Below are 20788 nucleotides of genomic sequence, written 5' to 3'. Positions count from 1 at the left end.
TTTCCCTATTAATCTACCAAAAATTCTATTTTATATTATAATAGAACTAATTATTCTGAACTAGAACGACAGTTTTCTAAGAAATAGGAGGTACCACAATGACTAGTAAAAAAGTAAAGGCTACGGTAACGGCAAGTGCAGCATTTGCAACTTTGTTACTATTAGGTAATGAAGCTGAAGCGGCATCGTATAAGGTACAACCTGGAGATTCGTTATGGTCAATTGCTCAACGACATAATACGACTGTCTCTGAATTGAAAAAAATTAATAATCTATCATCTGATCTTATTTTTCCAAATCAAGTTTTACAAACAAGTGCTACAAAAGTAGATTCAAATAATAACAATAAATCAAATAACAATGTGAATGCTCAGCCTTCTACAACAACTTCAACTTATACGGTCAAAAAGGGTGATACGCTGAGTGCGATTGCAGTAAAGCATAAAATTACTGTAAAAAATTTAATGGAATGGAATAATTTAACATCTTCGTTAATTTACCCAGGTGATGTGTTAGTTGTAAAAGAGACAGGCTCAAACGAAAAGACGAATACAAATAACAATACGTCAAATAAAAACAACACGTCAAATAATGCAAAACAAGAAAATCAGAAGCAAGAGTCAAATTCAAATGCAGCTACGTATACCGTTAAAAAAGGTGATACATTAAGCGGCATCGCATATAAGCACGGTATTACTGTAAAGGAATTAATGGATTTAAATAAATTGCAAACGACGTTAATTTATCCTGGTGACGTTTTAGTCGTTAAGAAGAATGCGCAAGTCCCAGCAAATCAAGATTCATCCAAGAATAAAAACAATAATAGCAATAACAACAATGGAAACAAAAATAATAACACTAACACGAGCAACAATAACAACAATAATGCTAATACTACAACGTATACCGTTCGTGCAGGGGACTCTGTATGGAAAATTTCAAACACATTAGGGGTTTCAATTGCAGACTTACGGAAATGGAATAATTTATCTTCTGATACTATTTATGTTGGTCAAAAATTAAACGTTGTCGGTGGTAAATCCACGGATAGTGGATCCTCTAATTCAAATACAACATCTAATAATACACCGAATGAAAATACAGGTGCTAGTTATGATGTGAATAAACTAATTGAATTAGCTAAAAGTTTTAACGGTGTACCATATGTTTGGGGTGGTACTACGCCGTCTGGTTTTGATTGTAGTGGATACATTTACTATGTTTATAAAAATGCAGGTATGGACATTAAACGCTATAGTGCAGAAGGATACTTTGACCGTTCATACTATGTTACAACACCTCAAGTTGGTGATCTTGTCTTCTTTAAAGATACATATAAGAAAGGTATTTCTCACATGGGAATTTACATAGGAAATAATGAATTTATTTCCGCGACTAGTAGTGGAGTTCGAATTGTTAACTTAAATAACTCTTATTGGAGTAAACATTTTGATAGCTATAAACGTTTTTATTAAAATGTAAGTGAGGCATTGTAAATTACAGGACTGTCTGAAGTTTTTAACTTGATGACAGTCTTTTTTTAATAACATATATTGTTTGTTAAGTAGGGAATTTTGTGCTTCAGACTTAGTAAACAGCGAAAATAGTCTTTTTTTCGAAAATTTATTTAAATAAAGCAATAAAAACTGTTGACTCATTCACATAATCGGTTTATAATTCAAAACAATAACTAAAAAATAAAAATTTAATCTACGATATGCGAAGAAGGGAACGAAGTAGTGTCTTATCTCACTGCTTAAGAGAGCTGATGGTCGGTGCAAATCAGCGCATAGATAAGCATGAATTACATTCCTCGAGCATCTTTTTCTTACGAAATTTCTATATATTCAGTTTTTGTAAGAAAAAGACGGTGATAAACCGTTATTCAATTGAGTGGTAGGCTTATTTTTGCCTACAATTAGGGTGGTACCGCGATAAATTCGTCCCTACTGGTTTAACCAGTAGGGACTTTTTAATTTATTTTTATAAAAAGATGGAGGGAATTGAAAATGACAGATAGCCAATTAGCAAAGTTACGTGATCAAGTGGATGAAATTAACTTACAAATTCTAGATTTATTAAACAAGCGGGCTGAAATTGTACTGCAAATCGGAAATGAAAAGAAAAAACAAGGTGTTACACGTTTTGACCCAGTTCGTGAACGTCAATCCTTAGATTTAATTTTACAAAAACATGATGGCCCATTTGAACCGTCCACAATTAAACATATTTTCAAAGAGATTTTCAAAGCAAGCTTAGAATTGCAAGAAGAAGATTACGAAAAAACATTACTTGTTTCAAGAAAAGCGCATCCTGAAAATACAATCGTGAATGTTAACGGTCAAACAATTGGTGATGGTAACCAATACTACATTATGGGACCATGTGCCGTTGAAAGTTACGAACAAACAAGAGCGGTTGCCCTTGCGATGAAGGAAAGAGGTTTGAAATTACTTCGTGGTGGAGCCTTCAAACCACGTACATCACCATACGATTTCCAAGGTTTAGGTTTAGAAGGATTAAAGATTTTACGCGAAGTTGCTGATGAATTAGATATGTCTGTCGTTAGTGAAATTATGACACCTTCTGATGTTGAACTTGCGTTAGAATACGTTGACGTCATTCAAATCGGTGCGAGAAACATGCAAAACTTCGACCTATTAAAAACAGTTGGATCTGTTAATAAGCCGGTATTATTAAAACGTGGTTTATCCGCAACAATTTCTGAATTCATCAATGCAGCGGAATACATTATTTCAAGAGGAAATGACCAAATCATCCTATGTGAGCGTGGTATTCGCACGTACGAGCGCGCAACAAGAAATACGTTAGATATTTCAGCTGTTCCTATTTTGAAAAAAGAAACGCATTTACCAGTTGCGGTTGACGTAACGCATTCAACAGGTCGTAGAGACTTATTATTACCAGCAGCAAAAGCAGCTTTAGCAATCGGTGCCGATGTAATTATGGCAGAAGTTCACCCAGACCCAGCAGTTGCTTTATCTGATTCATTACAACAAATGAACATTCCACAATTCAATGAATTCATGGATGAAGTTCAAGCATTCTCTAAAAAATTATCATAATGAATAAAAGCGGTGAAAGGTAAACGCCTTTCACCGTCATTTACGAGTACCATTCATTAAGTAACCGGAATTTTCCTATACAGCAAAAGGTAGGTTTATAGTCATGAAGAAAACTGTATTGCTCGTTGGTACAGGCTTAATCGGAGGCTCCATAGCCTTAGCCATACGGAAAGAACATGATTGTTTTATTTACGGGTTCGATATTAATTTTGAACAAGTTGAAAAAGCGGTATCGTTACAAGTGATAGATGAAGCAGTAAGAGATTTAGAAGAACCGGCTGAAAAGGCGGATTTAATTATTTTAGCGTCGCCCGTTGAAGAAACGAAAAAGATAATGAAAATACTTGCAAGTTATAAGTTAAAAGAGAAAGTAATTATTACAGATGTTGGTAGTACAAAACGAGACATCATGAAACTAGCGAATGAATTATGGAATGGGGATGTAACATTTATTGGTGGTCATCCGATGGCTGGGTCACATAAAACAGGAGTAGAAAGTGCAAAAGCTCACCTATTTGAAAATGCCTTCTATTGTTTAACTCCACAAACTACAACACCTTATGAGAAAATTGAAGAATTAAAAAAAATGCTAAAAGGAACAAACTCAAAATTTCTCGTTTTAGATGCGGAAGAACATGATTATATAACTGGAGCCGTAAGCCATTTCCCACATGTTATTGCAGCATCCCTAGTAAAACAGGTGAAAAAACATTCGGATCAAAATCCTTTTATCTCGATGTTAGCTGCAGGCGGTTTTCGTGACATTACGAGAATTGCATCAAGTAGTCCGAGAATGTGGAAAGATATTGTCAAACAAAATCGGGATAACTTATTGGACTTGCTTGATGATTGGATTATGGAAATGCGCAATGTAAAAAGTATTCTCGAATCGGATGAAAATGGAAAAGCGATTGCCCGTTATTTTCAAGAAGCAAAGGACTTTCGAGATACGATGCCAGTTCGGGCAAAAGGTGCAATTCCATCTTACTACGATTTGTTTGTTGATATTGTCGATCAACCTGGTGCGATTGCAAAAATTGCAACGATTTTAGCAGAAAATGAAATTAGCATTACGAATATTAATATTATTGAGGCAAGAGAAGGGTTACTAGGGGTCTTACAAGTTACCTTGCAGACAGAAGAACATCGCATAAAGGCTAGAACAGTCCTTGAACAACATGGCTATGAAACGTATTAGTTAGAAAATAGTGAGGAATCAAATGGAAGATTACGTAAAAATTCGACCTTCAAAAAAGGCGGATTTCCAACAACTCATGACAATAGACCATCTTATATGGAATGAAACGAATACACCATCCTCTATTTATTATGAAAGTGTAGAGGAGTATGGTAACAATCATGCTGAAGGCAGTCAATTTGTTGCCGAGATTGCCGGTTCAGTCGCCGGATATATCGGTTTCCGTCATCCAACACCGCTAGAAACGAATCGTCATGTACTAGAATTAGATATCGGTATCCACCCTGATTTTCAAAGAAAGGGTGTTGGTAAAGCATTAATGAATTTTATTGAATCTTGGGCAAGGACAAATGGAATCAGAAAAATTACCGTAAGAGTATTGGATACGAATCCTACTGCAATCTCATTTTATAAGAAAAATGGATTTGTTGAACAAGGTCGACTTGTCGATGAATTTTTTATTAATGGAAAATATGTAGATGATTTATTTTTGTATAAAAAAATCTAATAAAAATTTTAATTAATTGGTTTGCTCTTATAAGAACGTAAAAAGTGGGCGAACCTTTTTGTTTTTCTATAAAAAGCTAGCGGTGAATTATAAAAGTATAATATAATAAACAAAAAAATAATTTTCTGATTTTTCTTTATAAGGGGTGGTGTTAGTTGCAGACAATCGATGTAAGAAGTCTAGTTGAGGAATTAAAAGAAACGATAGACGCTGAGCGAGTTAGTCAAAACGATACGATATTAGAACAACATTCTAAAGACGAATCCTATCATACTCCGAATTTACCAGATGTCGTTGTTTTTCCGAAAACAGCAGAAGAAGTAAGTAAAATTATGAAACTAGCACAAAAATATAAATGTCCTGTCATTCCATTTGGAATTGGATCCAGTTTAGAAGGCCATGTCATTCCAGTTAAAGGAGGAATTTCCTTAGATTTCACTTTAATGAATGAAATCATCGATATTCGGGAAAAAGATTTGTTAGTTGTTGTGCAACCAGGTGTAACGCGAACTCAGTTAAATGAAGCGTTAAAGGGATATGGACTATTTTTTCCCGTTGATCCAGGCGCGGATGCAACTTTAGGAGGTATGGCAGCTACAGGTGCAAGTGGGACGACAACGGTTAAATACGGCACGATGCGGAATCAAGTACAAGATTTGGAAGTCGTGTTAGCTGATGGAACGATTATACATACGGGAAATATGGCTGCGAAATCATCATCTGGCTATAATTTAACGAGTCTTTTTATCGGGTCAGAAGGAACGTTAGGTTGTTTTACAGAGTTAACTTTGAAAGTCCATGGTTTGCCGGAATATGTAATGGCTGCCCGAGCAGTATTTCAAACCGTTGATGATGCCGTTAATGCAGTAGTTGATGTAAGGCAAGCAGGGATTCCTGTTGCCCGTGCAGAGTTAGTTGATGAACAAACGATGCATGTTGTGAATGAACATAGCCAAACGGATTTTCCAGTAAAGCCGACGTTACTATTTGAGTTTCATGGAAATCAATCTGGATTAATGGAAGATGTTCGTTTAACAAAACAAATTCTAGATGATCACAACTGTCGTGATTTTATTTATGAAACAGATCATGCGAAGCGGAATCAACTTTGGAAAGTGCGTCACAATATGGCTTATGCTTTTATCCATACGTATCGGGGAAGAAAATTGATGGCAACGGATGTATGTGTACCAATATCCGAATTAGCCGGCGCTATTTATCATGCTAGGAAGGCACTATTTAAAAGTGGCATCCCAGGAGGAATTGCCGGTCATGTAGGGGATGGGAATTTCCATGTTACACTCATGATTGATACGAATAATGCAGAGGAAATTGCAAGAACGAAACAATTAAATAAAGAACTTGTCGAGTATGCAATTTCAAGAAGAGGGACTTGTACAGGGGAGCATGGTGTTGGACTTGGCAAAAAACAATTTCAACGGTTAGAACATGGTGCGGCCTTTGATTACATGAAAAAGATAAAAGATGTGTTAGATCCGAATCGAATTTTAAATCCTGGTAAAATTTTTTAAGAAAAAACTTTGCATAACTTTGCAGAGTTTTATTGTTATAACAGTTCTTCTTTTAAACCGTCAATATAAATAGGGTAAATTCTTCTGTTTAATAATGTTATGTTTTGTTTCTTGAAATTGTTTTGTTTCTTGAAATGGAAAATTTTTTAACATTTCGTCTATTATGTTATGATTATAGAAAACTAACTTTGGTAGGTGAATTTTTTGGAAAAACAACAGTTTCTAAAGCAAGCAGAGTATGCTTATGACTCCTACGATTTAAAACCAGAAAGTATTTTTATGTTTAAAATGTTTCAATTTGAGTTTGATTATGATGATGATGCGAGATCTTGTACCGTTTCTGCACCGGTTACGGATTTAATGTTTAACCCATCTGGTATAGTTCATGGCGGTATTTTAACGTTTATTGCGGATACGGCGATGGGGCATTTGAATTTTTACTTTAAAAATGTTCAATATGTGACGTTAGAATTGAAAACGTCCTATTTTAAAGCGGTATCAACGGGAAAGTTGGTTGCCACGGCTCGATATATTAAAGATGGTTATAAAGTTTGTTTTATTGAATGTGATGTGCGAAATGAAAATGGGGATTTATTATGTAGGACGAATGGCACGTTTTATCGTTATGAGAAGAAGAGTACATAATAGAGTTTGGGAGCTGACAAAAGTTAGCTCCTATTATTTTTGTTGTGAAAATTAATAGGATACTAGTACAAGAGTTATTTTGAAATAATCATATGTTAATAGCAGGCAAATATTTTGGAGGTGGAAGATGTATATTCGGAAGCGTAGGCCTGCTAGAGACGATCGCCGTTTAATAGATATTACAATAAATAATTTCGAAACAACTCGTGAACGAACGAGACAAATTTTAAATACGGCTGATTCAGTTTTAGTCATTTGTAATGATGAGAATCGAGTTATTGGTTATATTTCGTATCGATGGATTATAAATGGTTTTGCTTATGTTGATTATGTTGTGCTCGATGAGGAATATCAAGGGAAAGGCATTGCAAGTCAGTTATTGCCTAAAATGGTTGAATATGCATTAGAAAACAATATTTATGGCATTTTAGGTTATGTAAGTTTGGACAATGAAGAGAGTTTGCAAAAATTTCAGCGTTGGGGATTTCAACCGCTTATTTATTGGTTCAATGGTGTTCTCATCGGTCGATTGTTGATTTAATAAAAGAAAGGAGGGACTATCAATTAGGATAGTCCCTTACTCTTTGTTACTTTATTGAGTGTTCTTTTTATTCTTTTTCTTTCTCTTTTTACTCTCTCCAGTTAACGGAGTCTTTCCTTTCGGCTCTTTACCTCCAAATAGTAAAGTGCCACTTTCTCTGTTACCGTAGCGTCTTTTTTTCCCCATGCATATCCCTCCTTTATCTTCTTTCTATATACTATGAGAAGGTAGAAAGGGGGAAATGGACAAGGGTGTAAAAATTACTAGATTATCAAATCAATTTTTGTTCCTTTTAAGAATACAATCTATTTTTTGTTAATTGTTGTTAGGAATTCATAGGTTAATAGATTAAGCTTTTGTTAATTTTTCCGGCAGTTTGTCGATGGATTGGATCACTTGGTCCAATTTCGCTTCTACCCGATAAAGTAAAATTAAGGTAACGACAATTGGAAAACCAAGTTCACCAATCAAAGCGTAAAGCTCGGACATTTCCTTCCCTCCTATACTAGAAGAGGCTGTCCCATAAACGGTCACCCTTTTGGAAACAGCCTCAATTAAACTATTAAACTATTTTTATTAGAAATTATTCTAATTCAAAAACTTCTACCGCCCGTTGTACTTTACGAGCTTCTTTAACTGAAACTAAAGATGCTCCTGATGATGTTTCAAAAATATTAGCGGCAATTATTTGTTCCATGGCATCTTTAATTGTCTCAGCATTTAAATCTTCTTTCGGATCATTTACGGATAGGCGGACTGTTTTACCATCTGAATCGAGAAACACTAATTCTAAAGTTGTATCCAATGTATTCACCTCCTAAATTTTTAATTAATGAATGGATTATTCAACGATTTCCGTTTTGTCGTCTCGTTCAATTTTAACTAGCGGTAGTTGACAAAGGCTTTCAATTGCTTTAGCTGCTTGAAAAATTTCTGCTGTACTACTTGTTGTCTTCACGTTATTGTAATTTTTTCTTTTGAAAATAGGATTTCCCTCGTTGTCAACACCAGCTTCAAAAATTAAACGAATATTTGTATCATAATGAATCGCTGTTGCCATATCCTTACACCTCCTTCCTTTCATCTTTGTTATGAAGGAAAAATTGAAAAAGGGTTAATAAAAAATAAAATTTTTTTAGATTTAAACTACTTTTAACCGAGTATTATAAAAGGAGTCATATGTTTGTGGGTTTTCAAGCGTATCTTGAATAATTCTGCGGATGGCTGCTTCAATAAAATGCATCACCTCTTGTTCATTTGGTAGTGTACGTAAAAGCGCTAAAATGTTTTTTATCCGATCGGTAATACTTACACCAATTAAATAATCTTGCACCGTTAAAAAATACTTACCGTAATATACTTTTTGATAAAGATCGATGCCGAAATGTTCATATACAAGGGATGCTAATTCGAAATAATATGTATTTGTGTTCATACTTTCATCACCTCCGAACAAATTAGTTATCACAATTATTGACAGTTTTAATATTTATAAACAGTATTTAATCCAGGGAATTATAGAAGTGAAAGAAAGGAGGGAGTAGTACGTATTGAATTTGAAGTAACGAAAACACTGAAAATTTTTCATACAAATTAAGGAATTGTAAAGTTTATATAAAAATGAAAAAAATAACTATGTGTATTCATCATTTGATGTTTTAATGAACATATATACTTAGAATAATGGGATAAATGTAAACGGAATAAGTTTATGTGTCTTTAAGGAGAGGATTGCATGACAAAGATTTACGGTCATCGTGGGGCGAAAGGAACATACCCAGAAAATACATTATTAAGCTTTAAAAAGGCAATCGAACACGGTGTGGATGGCATAGAATTGGATGTGCATTTAACGAAGGATGGAGAAGTTGTTGTCATTCATGATGAAACTTTAGACCGGACAACAAATAGGAGCGGTTGGATAAAAGATTTAACATTAGCTGAAATTAAAGAAGCAAGTGCAGGAAGCGTGTTTAATCACTTTGAAAAGTATGAAGAAAGCTGGGATAAGGAAAAAGTTCCGACGTTACAAGAAGTGCTTGAACTAATAAGTTCATATGACATCGAATTAAATATAGAGTTAAAAACATATGTGATTCCTTATAATGGAATTGAAGAGAAAGTGTTGAAACTTGTGAAACAGTATGCGAGTGATAAAAAGATTATTTATTCATCTTTTCATCTACCAACCTTATTAAGGATAAAAGAAATCGAGACAGATGCAAAAATTGCTTGGTTGTTGAATGAAGGGATTACTCTACCTGAAGACCATTTACGTACTTTAGGTTTAGAAGCACTTCACCTTCATAAACATATTTTAATACCAAATAAAAATCTCTTTCAGCAAATTAATCACCTAATGAATCATCCGCAAATTGATTTGCCTAAGGAAATTACGCAATATATAAGAGAAAAATTAAATGAAAATTATCAAAATCATTGGCAAAATTTATATGAAAAAATTCGCGTTTGGACAGTAAATGACCCGAATGAAATTATTCAATTACTTAATTTAAATGTGGAAGCTATTATAACCGACTTTCCGGAAAGAGCTATTGCACTACGTAGTGAGAGGGAAAATTTAGCATAAAAAAGCTGGGACAGTTTGTTGTCCCAGCTTTTTAAAGATTAATACAGTTTCCCTTGACGGTATAAAGTCGAACATAACTTTTTAACTGCTTGAATATAGCACTGCTCACGTAAAGAATATTTGTCATTAAAGTATTGAGGGTAAACACGATCAAAGGTAGCTTGCATTTTTTCAAATAATTGTTTAAAGACTTCTTCTTCACTATAAAACTGTGTTTCTCGTCCTTGTAACCATTCTAAGTAAGAAACGATAACGCCACCAGCATTTGATAAGACGTCCGGTAAAATAACAAAGCCTAGATTATTCAAGTATTCGTCAGCTTCAGCTGTAATTGGTGCATTGGCCCTTCAACAATAATTCTTGCCTTAACTTTTGGAGCGTTATCTTTCTGCTTTTACAAACTATATATTATGTCACAGAAATGTCGAAAAAATGACGCATATTTAATTAGAAATATTACGTAAAAAAGGAGTTAAGCACTATCAAGCTAAAAAAGTTCTTTATTAATATTTGTATGCTAAACTTAAAAACGAGTTGAAATATATCGTGGGTTTTATGATTTTTGAAAAAGGAGCTGTAAATTAGTTTGGCACAACATGACTTTACTAAAGGATCAATTCGGAGGCAGATGATTGTTTTTGCTGGACCGATTATACTTACAAATTTATTACAAGTATCCTATCAATTTATCGATAGTTTATGGGTTGGGAATTTAATTGGAGATGAAGCTCTAGGAGCGGTGACAATTGCCGCAACGATTATCGTAACCGTACTTGCGTTTTTAATTGGGATAAATAATGCGACGTTAACAATTTTGTCTCAATTAAAGGGAAGGGATGACAATCAAGGGCTAGTTAATTATGTAAATGCCTTTGTTGTTATTCTATCAATCTTTTCAGTATTACTAGGATTGTTCGGATTTTTATTTTCTAAAAATATATTAAGCTTTTTAAATACACCTCCCGAAATGCTTGATGCAGCAAGTACATATTTACAAATTAACTTTCTCGGAATAATACTATTGATGGGGTATAACTTTATTGGGACGGCGTTACGTTCGTTAGGGGATAGTAAAACACCTCTTCGTTTTGTGTTTATTGCTGTAGTGTTAAATACAATTTTAGCCCCAATTTTTATAGCGTTATTTAACTGGGGAATTGCTGGTGCTGCTTGGGCTACAATAGTATCTCAAGGAACTGCCTTTTTATTAGCTTTCATTTATACGTTACGTAAAAAAGTCATCCCATTTACAGTACCAAAATTACCGAAAAAAGAAGAGGTTTGGCTCATCTTTAAATTAGGAATTCCTGCTGGGTTACAAATGATGGTAATTCATGCGGGAGTGATGGCGATTTTATCGGTTGTAAATTCCTTCGGTGGAGCGGTTGTTGCAGGTTATGGTGCTTCACAAAGAATTGATAGTTTAATAATCCTTCCTGCAATGGCCCTTGGAACAGCTGTAAATGCGATGGCGGGGCAAAATATTGCTGTGAATCGTTGGGATCGTGTACGACAAATTGCGATTTACGGAACGATTTATAATTTTGTCATCATGATTATTGTTGCAACGGTTGTATTTGTTTTAGCGAATATGTTGACGAAACTATTCTTAAATGAGACAGAGGCGATTCAGTACGGAACCGATTATTTAAAAATTATTACCTACTTTTATCCGTTTATTGGGTTGAACTTTATTTTAAATGGGATTGTTAGAGGCTCAGGGGCAATGTACCAAGTATTGATTTTAAACATCATTTCATTTTGGGTGTTACGCTATCCGTTAGCATATTTTTGTTCTAGTATTATGGGTGCGAACGGTATTCCGGTTGGGATCGGGATTAGTTTTTTGATCAGTAGTATTTTTGCTTTTTCATATTTTCAGTGGGGCGGTTGGAAGAAAAAGCGGCTGTTTTCTTCTTAAGTATGTGGAGGACCCTTGTATTACTTCCTTCAAGGTTATACATTGGAGAAAGTTTGTTCATTTTTGATATGAACGAACTTTTGGTAGATGTCACAGGAGTAAGAAATGTTTGATAGAAGCGTTCTCGATGACATTTTATGGAAAAAAAGATATTGAAATGTCCATAGGGGCCGTCTCGTGGACATTTCAGGAAGAAAAGAGGAATGAACTGTCCTCGAGAAAGGGTCTCGTGGACATTTTAGGGAGAAAAACGGTTCAAACTGTCCCCGAGAAAGGGTCTCGTGGACATTTTAGGGAGAAAAACGGTTCAAACTGTCCCCGAGAAAGGGTCTCGTGGACATTTTAGGAAGAAAAGAGGAATGAACTGTCCACGAGAAGCCATCTCACAGACATTTTGTGAAGAAAAAGAGCAAGAAATGTCCAATAGACGCTATCTCACGCAAATAATGATTGGACTTTCAAACAAGGGGCCTTATCTTACATTCCTTTTTTCATAATAAAATAAAACATCAACCTCATTATGTGATGTTTTAACTAATTAGTTTCCCCTTCATATGTTTTATAAAACTCAATCGCTTTTTGAAGATATTTTAATTCTTCCGGTGGTACATCTTCTTCATAATAAATCGCTTGCACAGGACATACGGCTTCACATGCTCCGCAGTCTATACAAATGTCAGGGTCAATAAAAAATTGATCTTCTCCTTCTGCAATACAATCAACGGGACATACATCGACACAGTCAGCAGCTTTTTCACCGATACATGGTGATGTAATAACAAAGGCCATCGCTAAACTCCTCTCAAAATTAGTTTAAGGATTAATGCTGAGTAAAATGCCGTTCATTCTGTTAATGTTTTTTCTAATTTTCACTGCACTTAAATAGTCAATTTTATCGTGGTATGCTTCTTCTTGTTCGAGTTGATTTTCATAGGCGAATTGTTCATAAGCTTCAATATTATCATCAGTCGAGACTTTATAGTCAGCAAGTAAATTTTGTTCTAATTGGTGAACATTTTGATTAATTTGATTTAAGTTTTGTGTAATAGCAAGCGTCGAGTTTAAACGTTCATTGCCTCGTAAATAAGAAACTTGTTCTGCTTGTCGGTATTGTTCTTGTAAGCCATCTTTAATTGATGAAAGTAGGGCTTGATGTTTTTCATCAACAATCATATGGTCGAGAATTTGCATTGTATCACCCATTAAGGTCTGTAATCGCTCGAATGCATCTCCCATAAAAAACCACCTTTTTTATTTTCTTCCTATATTATGTACGAACCGTTTTACCTATATACGATTAAATATAAAGCGAAATGATAAACGTAAAATATTTTTGAAAACTAATTCAATAAATTATATAAACATGATATAGTTTTTAAAAAAAGATGAGGGGAAAGTGTGATATGGAATATAAACAAATTACGAATGAAGAGGAATTACAGCAAGCCTTTAAAATTAGAGAAGAAGTGTTTGTAAAAGAACAAGGTGTTCCTTTGGAAGATGAGTTTGATGAGTATGATCAATTAAATGGTAATTGTGAACATATTCTTGTTTATCACGAAGGTGAAGCGGTTGGCACAGGGCGTGTAAGAGTTGTTGAAGGGGGTGGAAAGTTAGAACGTATTTGTATTTTAAAATCGTACCGAAAACTCGGGATTGGAAAAGTGATTGTTCAAGGATTAGAAAATATTGCGAAAGAAAAAGGATTAGAAAAAGTTAAGTTACATGGACAAACCCATGCAGAAGGTTTTTATCAAAAACTTGGCTATGAAACAGCATCAGATGAATTTATGGAAGACGGTATTCCACATTATTTAATGGTAAAAGAATTGTTTTAATAAAGCTATATTAAAGAAAACAGTGATTCGTTTGAAGTGCTAAACGAAATACGGTTATATATTTCGAATAGGGCTCACTTAAGTGATGCTCTATTTTTTAAAAATTTATTGATTATTTATTCGTGTTTTTTTATAATTATACATACTTTTAAATTTACTTAGAGGAGGAACGTTTATGGGATTATTTTTTACATATGTGTTAGTCGGGTTAGCGATTGCGATGCCGGTAGGAGCAATCACAGTAGAAATGACGAAGCAAGGCTTGAAAAACGGATTTCTTCACGGTTGGGCTGTAGGTTTAGGGGGAATGACCGTTGATTTACTTTTAATAATATTTCTTTATTTAGGCTTTGCTTCTATCCTGCAAAATCCCGTCATTCAAGTACCGATGTGGATTGTTGGAGCGATATTTTTACTATTCATTGGTTTTGATTCAATTAAAAATGCTGATAAAGATATAACAGTATCAGGAGAGAAGCCAAAAAAGTCATTTATATCTTCTTATCGAAATGGCTTTCTTGTGGCAATCTCTCCTGGAAACATTGTGTTTTGGTTAAGTGTTTTTGGTACAGTACTTACTAATTCCTACGACCAAAATGAGCAAGGTTTGTTTTTCATTCTTGCATCAGGTGTTTTAACGGGTATTTTAATTCATGATATTTGTTTATTGACGATTTTAGCTTATACAAGAAAATTAATGAGTAGGAAAATGATCAAGACAATTTCAATAATTGCCGGGTTACTTTTAATAAGTTTTGCCGGTTATTTTATTTATGAGTTTATAGTTGGGATTAGTAATTTAGTTGATATTGCAGATTTTTAAGTAACTTTAAATTAAGTTCAATTACACGATGGCGAAATAATTTTATGAAATAATCACAATGCAAATTGGTAAAACAATGAAGGACGCTAATGTTGTCCAGAAAATCGCTTTTGACACAGCAAGTGGTGACGCGTCAAACTTTTCAGCTAAAATCGCTGCATTCACGGCCACTGGCATACATGACAAAATAAAAAATACTGATGCTAAAATCCCGTCAATGTTAAGAATGAAAAGAGCTAAAAATGCAACAATCGGTGCGATAAAAGTACGGATAATTAATCCGAGATAATACGTTGTTTGCACATGTTTTTCTAACTTCGTCCGTGTAACGCGCATCATTTGTGCACCTAATACACATAATACAATGGGTGAGTAACTCATCGCTACCATTTCAAAGCCAATTTCAAACCCATTTGGGAGATCCCAATTAAACATTTTAAAAGGTAATACAAGCAGGACAGCATAAACAGCTGGTAATTTAAAAATCGATATAAAAGCATCTTTTGCCGAAAAGTGGGACCGGGCGGCAAAAAACACACCAATCGTATTTACTAATATCGTTTGTAGGATTACGTAAACAGCAGCCTTTTCTAAACCAACTTGTCCAAAAGTTAATAATATTAACGGCAATCCATAATTTACGCTATTTGTAAAGGTAGACATTAATGTTAATCCAGCCGACTCTGGCGCTGGGAGTTTAAATAATTTACTAATAAGTAAAGCAACAAACCACATTAATAAAATATATAGTGATGAATAAAGAACTGTATCTAAAACTTCTCGAAAATAAATATCAGCCTTTAATATCGTATCGAATATTAAACCTGGAGTTAGAAAATACAAAACGACTGTAAGGATCGGTTTTATATTTAAGTTTTGAAAATAAACAAGAAAAGCACCTGCTATTACAGGAATCGATAAAGGAACGATGGCATTGAATATCGTATGGATCACTGTTTCTATCAATTTTAGTCCTTCTTTCTCTTATTAAAAATGGGAATATTTAAAATATAATATCGTTTTTTATCATACATTGCTAGAATTAAATATTGTAATATTTTTGGTACAGGGGGACGGGTTCGGTGTTTCATTGTGAAGTAGTTCGCAATGATGAAAGCAAAATTTCCAGGAAACTTTCAAAAAAACAATAAAAATTTATTGAAATTCGATAAAAAACCTCCTATAATTTATAATGATTAAAACATTAGGGGTGTTGTTATGGAAAGAGGAAAAGCCATATTTTTAAAAGTAGCTGTAATTTTACTAGGCGTAATAATTTTAGTATCATGTACTTTATTACCTGAATTAGCCAAGTATACCGCTGAAATGTATCCTGAATATGCATATTTACAATATCCGGTTTTATTCGGAATCTATATCACAGTCATTCCTTTTTATATCGCTCTTTTTCAAGCTTACAAACTCTTAAATTATATTGAAACAAAAAATGTTTTTTCGCAATTATCTGTTCGGTCATTACATACAATCCAACGTTGTGCTGTTACGATAAGCATTTTATATGTAATCGGAATGGTTGGATTACTAATTTTTAATGCACTGCATCCAGGAATTTTCCTTGTCGGTATGGCGATCATCTTCACATCATTTGTGGTTGCTGTGTTTGCTATGGTACTTCAAGCTTTGTTAAAAAGCGCATTAGAAATGAAAGAAGAAAATAAATTAACTGTTTAAGCGGAAGAGCTGTTCCAATTCGGGTAAATGCTATATAATGCTTACCAATAGAAGGAGGGGATTGATTTGGTGAAAGAAGTTATTTTGAATGAACGGGTTATACCAGTTCAAACTTACAAACATAATTTAGAAAACGATTTACATAATATAGAAATTGATTTCAAAGTTACGAGTGAAGAGTATCATGATATTGCTGTTTTATTATATGAAGGAACTTTTAATGTAAAGGTTCCAGAACTATCTTTGGACTTTCGTGGAACAATTCATCAGTATTCAACATCCATTACAAATCTTTATGAAAAAAATCAAGTTGCTGATTACCATGTAGTTTTACGAGAAGTGAAAAAATAGAAAGAGGTCATTAAATGAAATTAAGTATATTAGATCAATCGCCAATCTCCTCAAAGCAAACGGCTCAAGATGCGTTATATGAATCAGTAAAATTGGCACAACTAGGTGATGAGTTAGGTTATACAAGATATTGGATTGCGGAACACCATGATTTAAAAGGTCTGGCTTGTTCGGCTCCGGAAGTAATGTTAAGTTTGATTGGATCAAAAACAAAACGAATCCGCATTGGTTCTGGTGCGGTTTTGTTACCACATTATAAACCATTTAAAATTGCGGAAGTTTTTAATATGCTGGCAACGTTGTATCCGAATCGAATTGATCTTGGTTTAGGGCGTGCACCAGGTGGGTCGGCAGAAGCAACGAATGCCCTTTCTAATAATTTTTTACAAAAAGTATATCAATTTCCTGAGTTAATTGATGAATTACTTCACTTTTTTAATCGAGATTTTCCTGACGATCATGACTTTTCCAGAGTAACAGCTTCACCTTTTCCAGATGTAACACCTGTACCATGGATATTAGGTACAAGCAGAAAAAGTGCGATTTTAGCGGCGGAAAAAGGCTTACCGTATGCTTTTGGGCAGTTTATGAGTGAAGTTGATGGAAAAGTGATAATAAATGAATATAAAAATATGTTCAAACCGAGTAAGCAATTAAAAAATCCGCAAACACTGTTAACAATCACGGTAGTTTGTGCAGAAACGACGGAAAAAGCAGAGGAGATTGCCTTAAGCAACTTAATTTGGACAATACAAAAAGATAAAGGTGAAGGGGATTTTGTACCATCAACTGAAGAAGCGAAAAACTATAAACTTACGAATATAGAAAAGAAAAAACTTGAAGAACGAAAAGGGCAAATGATTATTGGTAACCCGCAGGAAATACGTCAGTCGCTAATGGATTTACAAGAAAAGTTTGATGTAGATGAAATTATGATTGTAACAATTACTCACGATCCAGAAGACAGATTGAATTCTTACAAATTAATGGCTGATGTTTTACTTAAATAAGAAGGGGACTGGAATGATTCAAGTCCCCATTTTAAAATTAAATTTCTCCCCAAACACTTTCCGCAATTTCAATTAAATGTTTCACTTTATTCCACTGCTCTTCTTCTGTTAAAAGGTTTCCTTCCTCTGTACTTGAGAAACCACATTGTGGACTTATTGCTAAGTTTTCTAATGGAATATATTGACTTGCTTCTTTAATCCGTTTCTTAATATATTCCGGGTCTTCTAAATCAGCGAATTTAGAAGTCAGTAAACCAAGGACAACCTTTTGATTTTCTCGTTTAAAGCTCGCTAATGGTTCAAAATCCCCGGAACGTTCATCATCATATTCTAAAAATAGACCGTCAATGTCTAGTTCAGAAAAAATAGTATCTGAAATCGGATCATAGCCACCTTCAGCGAAATAAGTAGATTGGAAGTTTCCGCGACAAATATGCATTGTCACAATTAAATCTTCAGGTTTTTCACTTACTGCACCATTAATCGCCCGAACTCTTGAAGCAACAATTTCATTGATGTTTTTACCGTATCTTTCTTTCACCTCTTTTTGTCGTTTTTCATCGACAAAATCAACCCAAGATGTATCATCTAATTGTAAATAACGACAGCCAGCATCGTAAAAGGCTTGAATTGCTTTTTGATAAGCGACGATTGCATCATCAATGATTGCATCTAAATCACCGTTGTAGTATTCATCTGCTTGGTAGCGAGCAACTAGCATGTTTGGACTTGGAATCGAAAACTTCGCAACTTGTGATCCATCACCGTATTTTTCAACAGTTTCTTTTAAAAACTTGAAATGCTGGAGCATATAATGGTTATCAAAATCAATTTTTCCAACAATTTTTATCGCTTTGTTTTTCGGACTTGGACCTTTGAAACGGTTCACATATTCAGCCTCAAACCAGTCAACACCTTCTAAACCAGCAAGGAAGTCTAAATGCCAATATTCACGACGGAACTCACCATCCGTAATTGATTTTAAGCCAACTTCAATTTGTTTTTGGACAAGCTTTTCGATTTCTTCATTTTCAATAGCAGTTAGTTTTTCTTGATCAATTTCACCGTTTTGAAAAGATTTCCTAGCACCTTTAACAGCCATCGTTCTTAAGAAACTACCTACATGATCAGCGTAAAATGGAGCTCTAACAGAAGTTTTAATCGTCATTTCAATTCCCTCTTTCATTTAATTTAATAGTAAAATAAAAACCTCTTCTTGAAAAATAAGAAGAGGTTTAAATTCGATTCAGAATCAAGCTCTTCTTATCTTCAAGCTAAAAAGCTTTCTGGATTTGGCACAGTACTTAAAAAAGTCCGCTGCCGAGGCTTCACAGGGCCAGTCCCTCCACCTCTCTTGATAAGAATACTTAAAATATTTAATTATGTAATTAAATTTAGAATAACGAGCTTTTTTGAAAATGTCAACAGTTTTTTGAAAATAATAAAATATCTCCCTTTTTTTAAAAAAATATTGCAATAATTCGCTAAGGTAATTTTCAGAAAACTTTTAATGAAGCCAATTGATAACTTAGATGATCTTAAATGTAAATCAAACTGATGAAGAGTTTAATGCGACACTTGAAAAGGCGGTACAAGACATTTATGAAGCTTCTATTAAATAAAAGTATGTAAATCCAAAGCGAAATAAGGTTTGGGTTTTTTATGTAGAATCTCAATTGTTGGCAATATTTGTAAATATGTCAAATATTAAAATCTTATTTCAATAATTAATAGATTATTATATAATTTTTAATGGATTCATATATTTTATTTTTCTTAGGTTCAAAGTACTAGTTTGATTGTTTTAAAGGGAGGATAAAAATTGACTAATCAAATGGGGAAGGAAGAGCTACGTCGTAGAAAGAAACAGCAACAAGCGAAAAAGAAAAAGCAACAAACGTACATAACTTTATCGTTATTAGCATTATTGATTGTTTTCGTAGGCGGCGGTTTTCTTTATTGGCAATCAACGAACGGGGTGAATGTATCAAACACTGTCGAAAAACATGTGGATCGTTCGGTTTCAGCTATGGCTAACAAAGAAGTACGAGAGCCTGAAATTAAAACCATTGTGGTTAGTACTGCAGGTGATTTCACACTAGGTTTTGATGAAGATTACGGTTATTATGGATCTTTCGTACATGAAGCAGATACGAAGGGCTTGGAACATTTTGTCGGCGGTTTGAATGATATTTTTAAAAATGATGATTTCTCAACTGTAAATTTAGAAACAACGTTAACAACTGCAACACAAAAAGCACAAAAGAAATTCAGGTTTAAAGGTGATCCTGAGTATGCCAAAATTTTAACTATGGCGGGAATTGAAGCAGTGAATGTAGCGAATAACCATATTTTTGACTATTTAGAACAAGGGTATAAAGATACGATGACTTCATTAGAAAAGGAAAATATCGGTTATTTTGGTTATGAACATCAATATGTTACAGAAATTAAAGGCATTAAAATTGGTACTTTAGGTTATGAAGGTTGGCGAGATACGCAAGAAATTCGTAGTCAAATTAAACAAGATATTGATAGTTTAAAAGAGCAAGGGGTTGAGTTAATACTTGTGCATTTTCATTGGGGTGTTGAAAGACAGTATGTTCCAACAGAGTCCCAACAAACTTTGGCGCGCTATACGATTGATGCTGGTGCAGATTTAATTCTTGGCCATCACCCGCATGTTGTTCAAGGTATTGAAGAGTACAATGATAAATTTATTGTATACAGTTTAGGGAACTTTATGTTCGGTGGTAATAAAAACCCGAGTGATAAAGATACGTTTGTGTTCCAACAAAAATTTTACTTTGAAAATGGTAAACTAACGGATAAAAAGGAGATTGATATTGTTCCGTTTTCGATTTCATCTGTAAAAAATCGTAACGATTTCCGTCCAACAATGTTAACTGGAGCGGAGCATGACCGTGTCCATGGAAAAATTGTAGATGTATCAAACCGTATTAACGGTTCTGATTGGTTAGTATATGAAGTAGATGGCCCGTTAGTTGCTAGTGGTGAAGATTGATGTGGAAGCTGCTCAAAATATTAATAAT

General features: G+C 34.1%; 25 protein-coding genes, 1 riboswitch and 1 other annotated feature. Of the genes, 15 read left to right on the top strand and 10 right to left on the bottom strand.

Translation table 11 applies throughout. The features are described from left to right. The first annotated feature begins 98 nt into the window (after positions 1–98). The 7 genes from GW534_RS12080 to GW534_RS12050 all read left to right on the top strand — a co-directional run bounded on the left by GW534_RS12080 (position 99) and on the right by GW534_RS12050 (position 7510). On the top strand, positions 99–1475 hold the full coding sequence (locus GW534_RS12080; protein WP_161921272.1) for a C40 family peptidase: 1377 nt from the start codon (positions 99–101) through the stop codon (positions 1473–1475). Positions 1476–1713: 238 nt separating this feature from the next. Then, positions 1714–1951 (top strand) — a binding site (T-box leader). A gap of 58 nt (positions 1952–2009) precedes the next feature. Then, entirely contained in the window at positions 2010–3086 is a 1077-nt protein-coding gene (locus GW534_RS12075; protein ID WP_161921271.1) for a bifunctional 3-deoxy-7-phosphoheptulonate synthase/chorismate mutase, read from the top strand. A 103-nt stretch (positions 3087–3189) separates the two neighbouring features. After that, positions 3190–4284, top strand: coding sequence for a prephenate dehydrogenase (locus tag GW534_RS12070; RefSeq protein WP_161921270.1), 1095 nt, complete (start codon positions 3190–3192; stop codon positions 4282–4284). A gap of 22 nt (positions 4285–4306) precedes the next feature. Then, entirely contained in the window at positions 4307–4792 is a 486-nt protein-coding gene (locus GW534_RS12065; protein ID WP_161921269.1) for a GNAT family N-acetyltransferase, read from the top strand. Between the two features lie 155 nt (positions 4793–4947). Beyond that, positions 4948–6324, top strand: coding sequence for an FAD-binding oxidoreductase (locus GW534_RS12060; protein ID WP_202630919.1), 1377 nt, complete (start codon positions 4948–4950; stop codon positions 6322–6324). Positions 6325–6528: 204 nt separating this feature from the next. Then, positions 6529–6969, top strand: a complete 441-nt coding sequence (locus tag GW534_RS12055) for a PaaI family thioesterase (protein WP_161921268.1) — start codon at positions 6529–6531, stop codon at positions 6967–6969. A gap of 127 nt (positions 6970–7096) precedes the next feature. Then, positions 7097–7510 carry a GNAT family N-acetyltransferase gene (locus GW534_RS12050; protein ID WP_161921267.1) on the top strand — a complete coding sequence of 138 codons (414 nt, stop codon included), beginning with the start codon at positions 7097–7099 and terminating at the stop codon, positions 7508–7510. A gap of 51 nt (positions 7511–7561) precedes the next feature. On the opposite strand, the gene GW534_RS16715 is transcribed toward GW534_RS12050, so the two are convergent. The 5 genes from GW534_RS16715 to GW534_RS12030 all read right to left on the bottom strand — a co-directional run bounded on the left by GW534_RS16715 (position 7562) and on the right by GW534_RS12030 (position 8945). After that, entirely contained in the window at positions 7562–7696 is a 135-nt protein-coding gene (locus tag GW534_RS16715) for a hypothetical protein (RefSeq protein WP_281352001.1), read from the bottom strand. 162 nt (positions 7697–7858) lie between these two features. Further along, on the bottom strand, positions 7859–7999 hold the full coding sequence (locus tag GW534_RS12045; RefSeq protein WP_161921266.1) for a YvrJ family protein: 141 nt from the start codon (positions 7997–7999) through the stop codon (positions 7859–7861). Positions 8000–8093: 94 nt separating this feature from the next. Continuing rightward, entirely contained in the window at positions 8094–8324 is a 231-nt protein-coding gene (locus tag GW534_RS12040; protein WP_407670471.1) for a DUF2922 domain-containing protein, read from the bottom strand. Between the two features lie 27 nt (positions 8325–8351). Beyond that, on the bottom strand, positions 8352–8570 hold the full coding sequence (locus GW534_RS12035; protein ID WP_161921264.1) for a DUF1659 domain-containing protein: 219 nt from the start codon (positions 8568–8570) through the stop codon (positions 8352–8354). Positions 8571–8651: 81 nt separating this feature from the next. Continuing rightward, complete coding sequence (locus GW534_RS12030; RefSeq protein WP_161921263.1) at positions 8652–8945, bottom strand: hypothetical protein; 294 nt, start codon at positions 8943–8945, stop codon at positions 8652–8654. 300 nt (positions 8946–9245) lie between these two features. On the opposite strand from GW534_RS12030, the gene GW534_RS12025 reads away from it, so the two are divergent. After that, positions 9246–10100 carry a glycerophosphodiester phosphodiesterase gene (locus GW534_RS12025; protein WP_161921262.1) on the top strand — a complete coding sequence of 285 codons (855 nt, stop codon included), beginning with the start codon at positions 9246–9248 and terminating at the stop codon, positions 10098–10100. A 38-nt stretch (positions 10101–10138) separates the two neighbouring features. On the opposite strand, the gene GW534_RS12020 is transcribed toward GW534_RS12025, so the two are convergent. After that, positions 10139–10408 carry a Rossmann-fold NAD(P)-binding domain-containing protein gene (locus GW534_RS12020; RefSeq protein ID WP_202630918.1) on the bottom strand — a complete coding sequence of 90 codons (270 nt, stop codon included), beginning with the start codon at positions 10406–10408 and terminating at the stop codon, positions 10139–10141. Positions 10409–10686: 278 nt separating this feature from the next. Here GW534_RS12020 and GW534_RS12015 point away from each other — a divergent pair, with 278 nt between their 5' ends. Beyond that, positions 10687–12021, top strand: coding sequence for an MATE family efflux transporter (locus GW534_RS12015; RefSeq protein ID WP_202630917.1), 1335 nt, complete (start codon positions 10687–10689; stop codon positions 12019–12021). A 534-nt stretch (positions 12022–12555) separates the two neighbouring features. Here GW534_RS12015 and GW534_RS12010 read toward each other — a convergent pair. Continuing rightward, entirely contained in the window at positions 12556–12810 is a 255-nt protein-coding gene (locus GW534_RS12010; protein ID WP_161921261.1) for an indolepyruvate ferredoxin oxidoreductase subunit alpha, read from the bottom strand. Between the two features lie 24 nt (positions 12811–12834). Further along, complete coding sequence (locus tag GW534_RS12005) at positions 12835–13257, bottom strand: hypothetical protein (protein WP_161921260.1); 423 nt, start codon at positions 13255–13257, stop codon at positions 12835–12837. Between the two features lie 167 nt (positions 13258–13424). Here GW534_RS12005 and GW534_RS12000 point away from each other — a divergent pair, with 167 nt between their 5' ends. Together GW534_RS12000 and GW534_RS11995 are read left to right on the top strand one after the other, a co-directional pair. Beyond that, positions 13425–13859, top strand: coding sequence for a GNAT family N-acetyltransferase (locus GW534_RS12000; RefSeq protein WP_161921259.1), 435 nt, complete (start codon positions 13425–13427; stop codon positions 13857–13859). Between the two features lie 175 nt (positions 13860–14034). Then, positions 14035–14682: a LysE family transporter gene (locus GW534_RS11995; protein ID WP_161921258.1), complete on the top strand. Its 648-nt coding sequence runs from the start codon at positions 14035–14037 to the stop codon at positions 14680–14682. 42 nt (positions 14683–14724) lie between these two features. On the opposite strand, the gene GW534_RS11990 is transcribed toward GW534_RS11995, so the two are convergent. Beyond that, a complete protein-coding gene (locus GW534_RS11990; protein WP_161921257.1) occupies positions 14725–15648 on the bottom strand; it encodes an AEC family transporter in 924 nt (307 codons plus the stop codon). Positions 15649–15900: 252 nt separating this feature from the next. Here GW534_RS11990 and GW534_RS11985 point away from each other — a divergent pair, with 252 nt between their 5' ends. The 3 genes from GW534_RS11985 (at position 15901) to GW534_RS11975 (ending at position 17735) form a co-directional block, all read left to right on the top strand. Beyond that, positions 15901–16374 carry a DUF2975 domain-containing protein gene (locus GW534_RS11985; protein WP_161921256.1) on the top strand — a complete coding sequence of 158 codons (474 nt, stop codon included), beginning with the start codon at positions 15901–15903 and terminating at the stop codon, positions 16372–16374. A 66-nt stretch (positions 16375–16440) separates the two neighbouring features. Next, positions 16441–16725 carry a DUF3219 family protein gene (locus GW534_RS11980; protein WP_161921255.1) on the top strand — a complete coding sequence of 95 codons (285 nt, stop codon included), beginning with the start codon at positions 16441–16443 and terminating at the stop codon, positions 16723–16725. 14 nt (positions 16726–16739) lie between these two features. Then, on the top strand, positions 16740–17735 hold the full coding sequence (locus GW534_RS11975; RefSeq protein WP_161921254.1) for an LLM class flavin-dependent oxidoreductase: 996 nt from the start codon (positions 16740–16742) through the stop codon (positions 17733–17735). A 37-nt stretch (positions 17736–17772) separates the two neighbouring features. Here GW534_RS11975 and GW534_RS11970 read toward each other — a convergent pair whose 3' ends face one another. Then, positions 17773–18903, bottom strand: coding sequence for a 5-methyltetrahydropteroyltriglutamate--homocysteine S-methyltransferase (locus GW534_RS11970; RefSeq protein ID WP_161921274.1), 1131 nt, complete (start codon positions 18901–18903; stop codon positions 17773–17775). A 92-nt stretch (positions 18904–18995) separates the two neighbouring features. Then, positions 18996–19099: riboswitch (SAM riboswitch) on the bottom strand. 470 nt (positions 19100–19569) lie between these two features. Between GW534_RS11970 and GW534_RS11965 the strand changes: the two genes are divergently transcribed. Continuing rightward, positions 19570–20760: a CapA family protein gene (locus GW534_RS11965; protein WP_407670472.1), complete on the top strand. Its 1191-nt coding sequence runs from the start codon at positions 19570–19572 to the stop codon at positions 20758–20760. Positions 20761–20788: the final 28 nt, after the last annotated feature.

This window comes from Pallidibacillus pasinlerensis, assembly GCF_009996845.1.
Lineage (GTDB): Bacteria > Bacillota > Bacilli > Bacillales > Caldibacillaceae > Pallidibacillus > Pallidibacillus pasinlerensis.
This window is presented reverse-complemented; position numbering and strand designations above follow the sequence as displayed.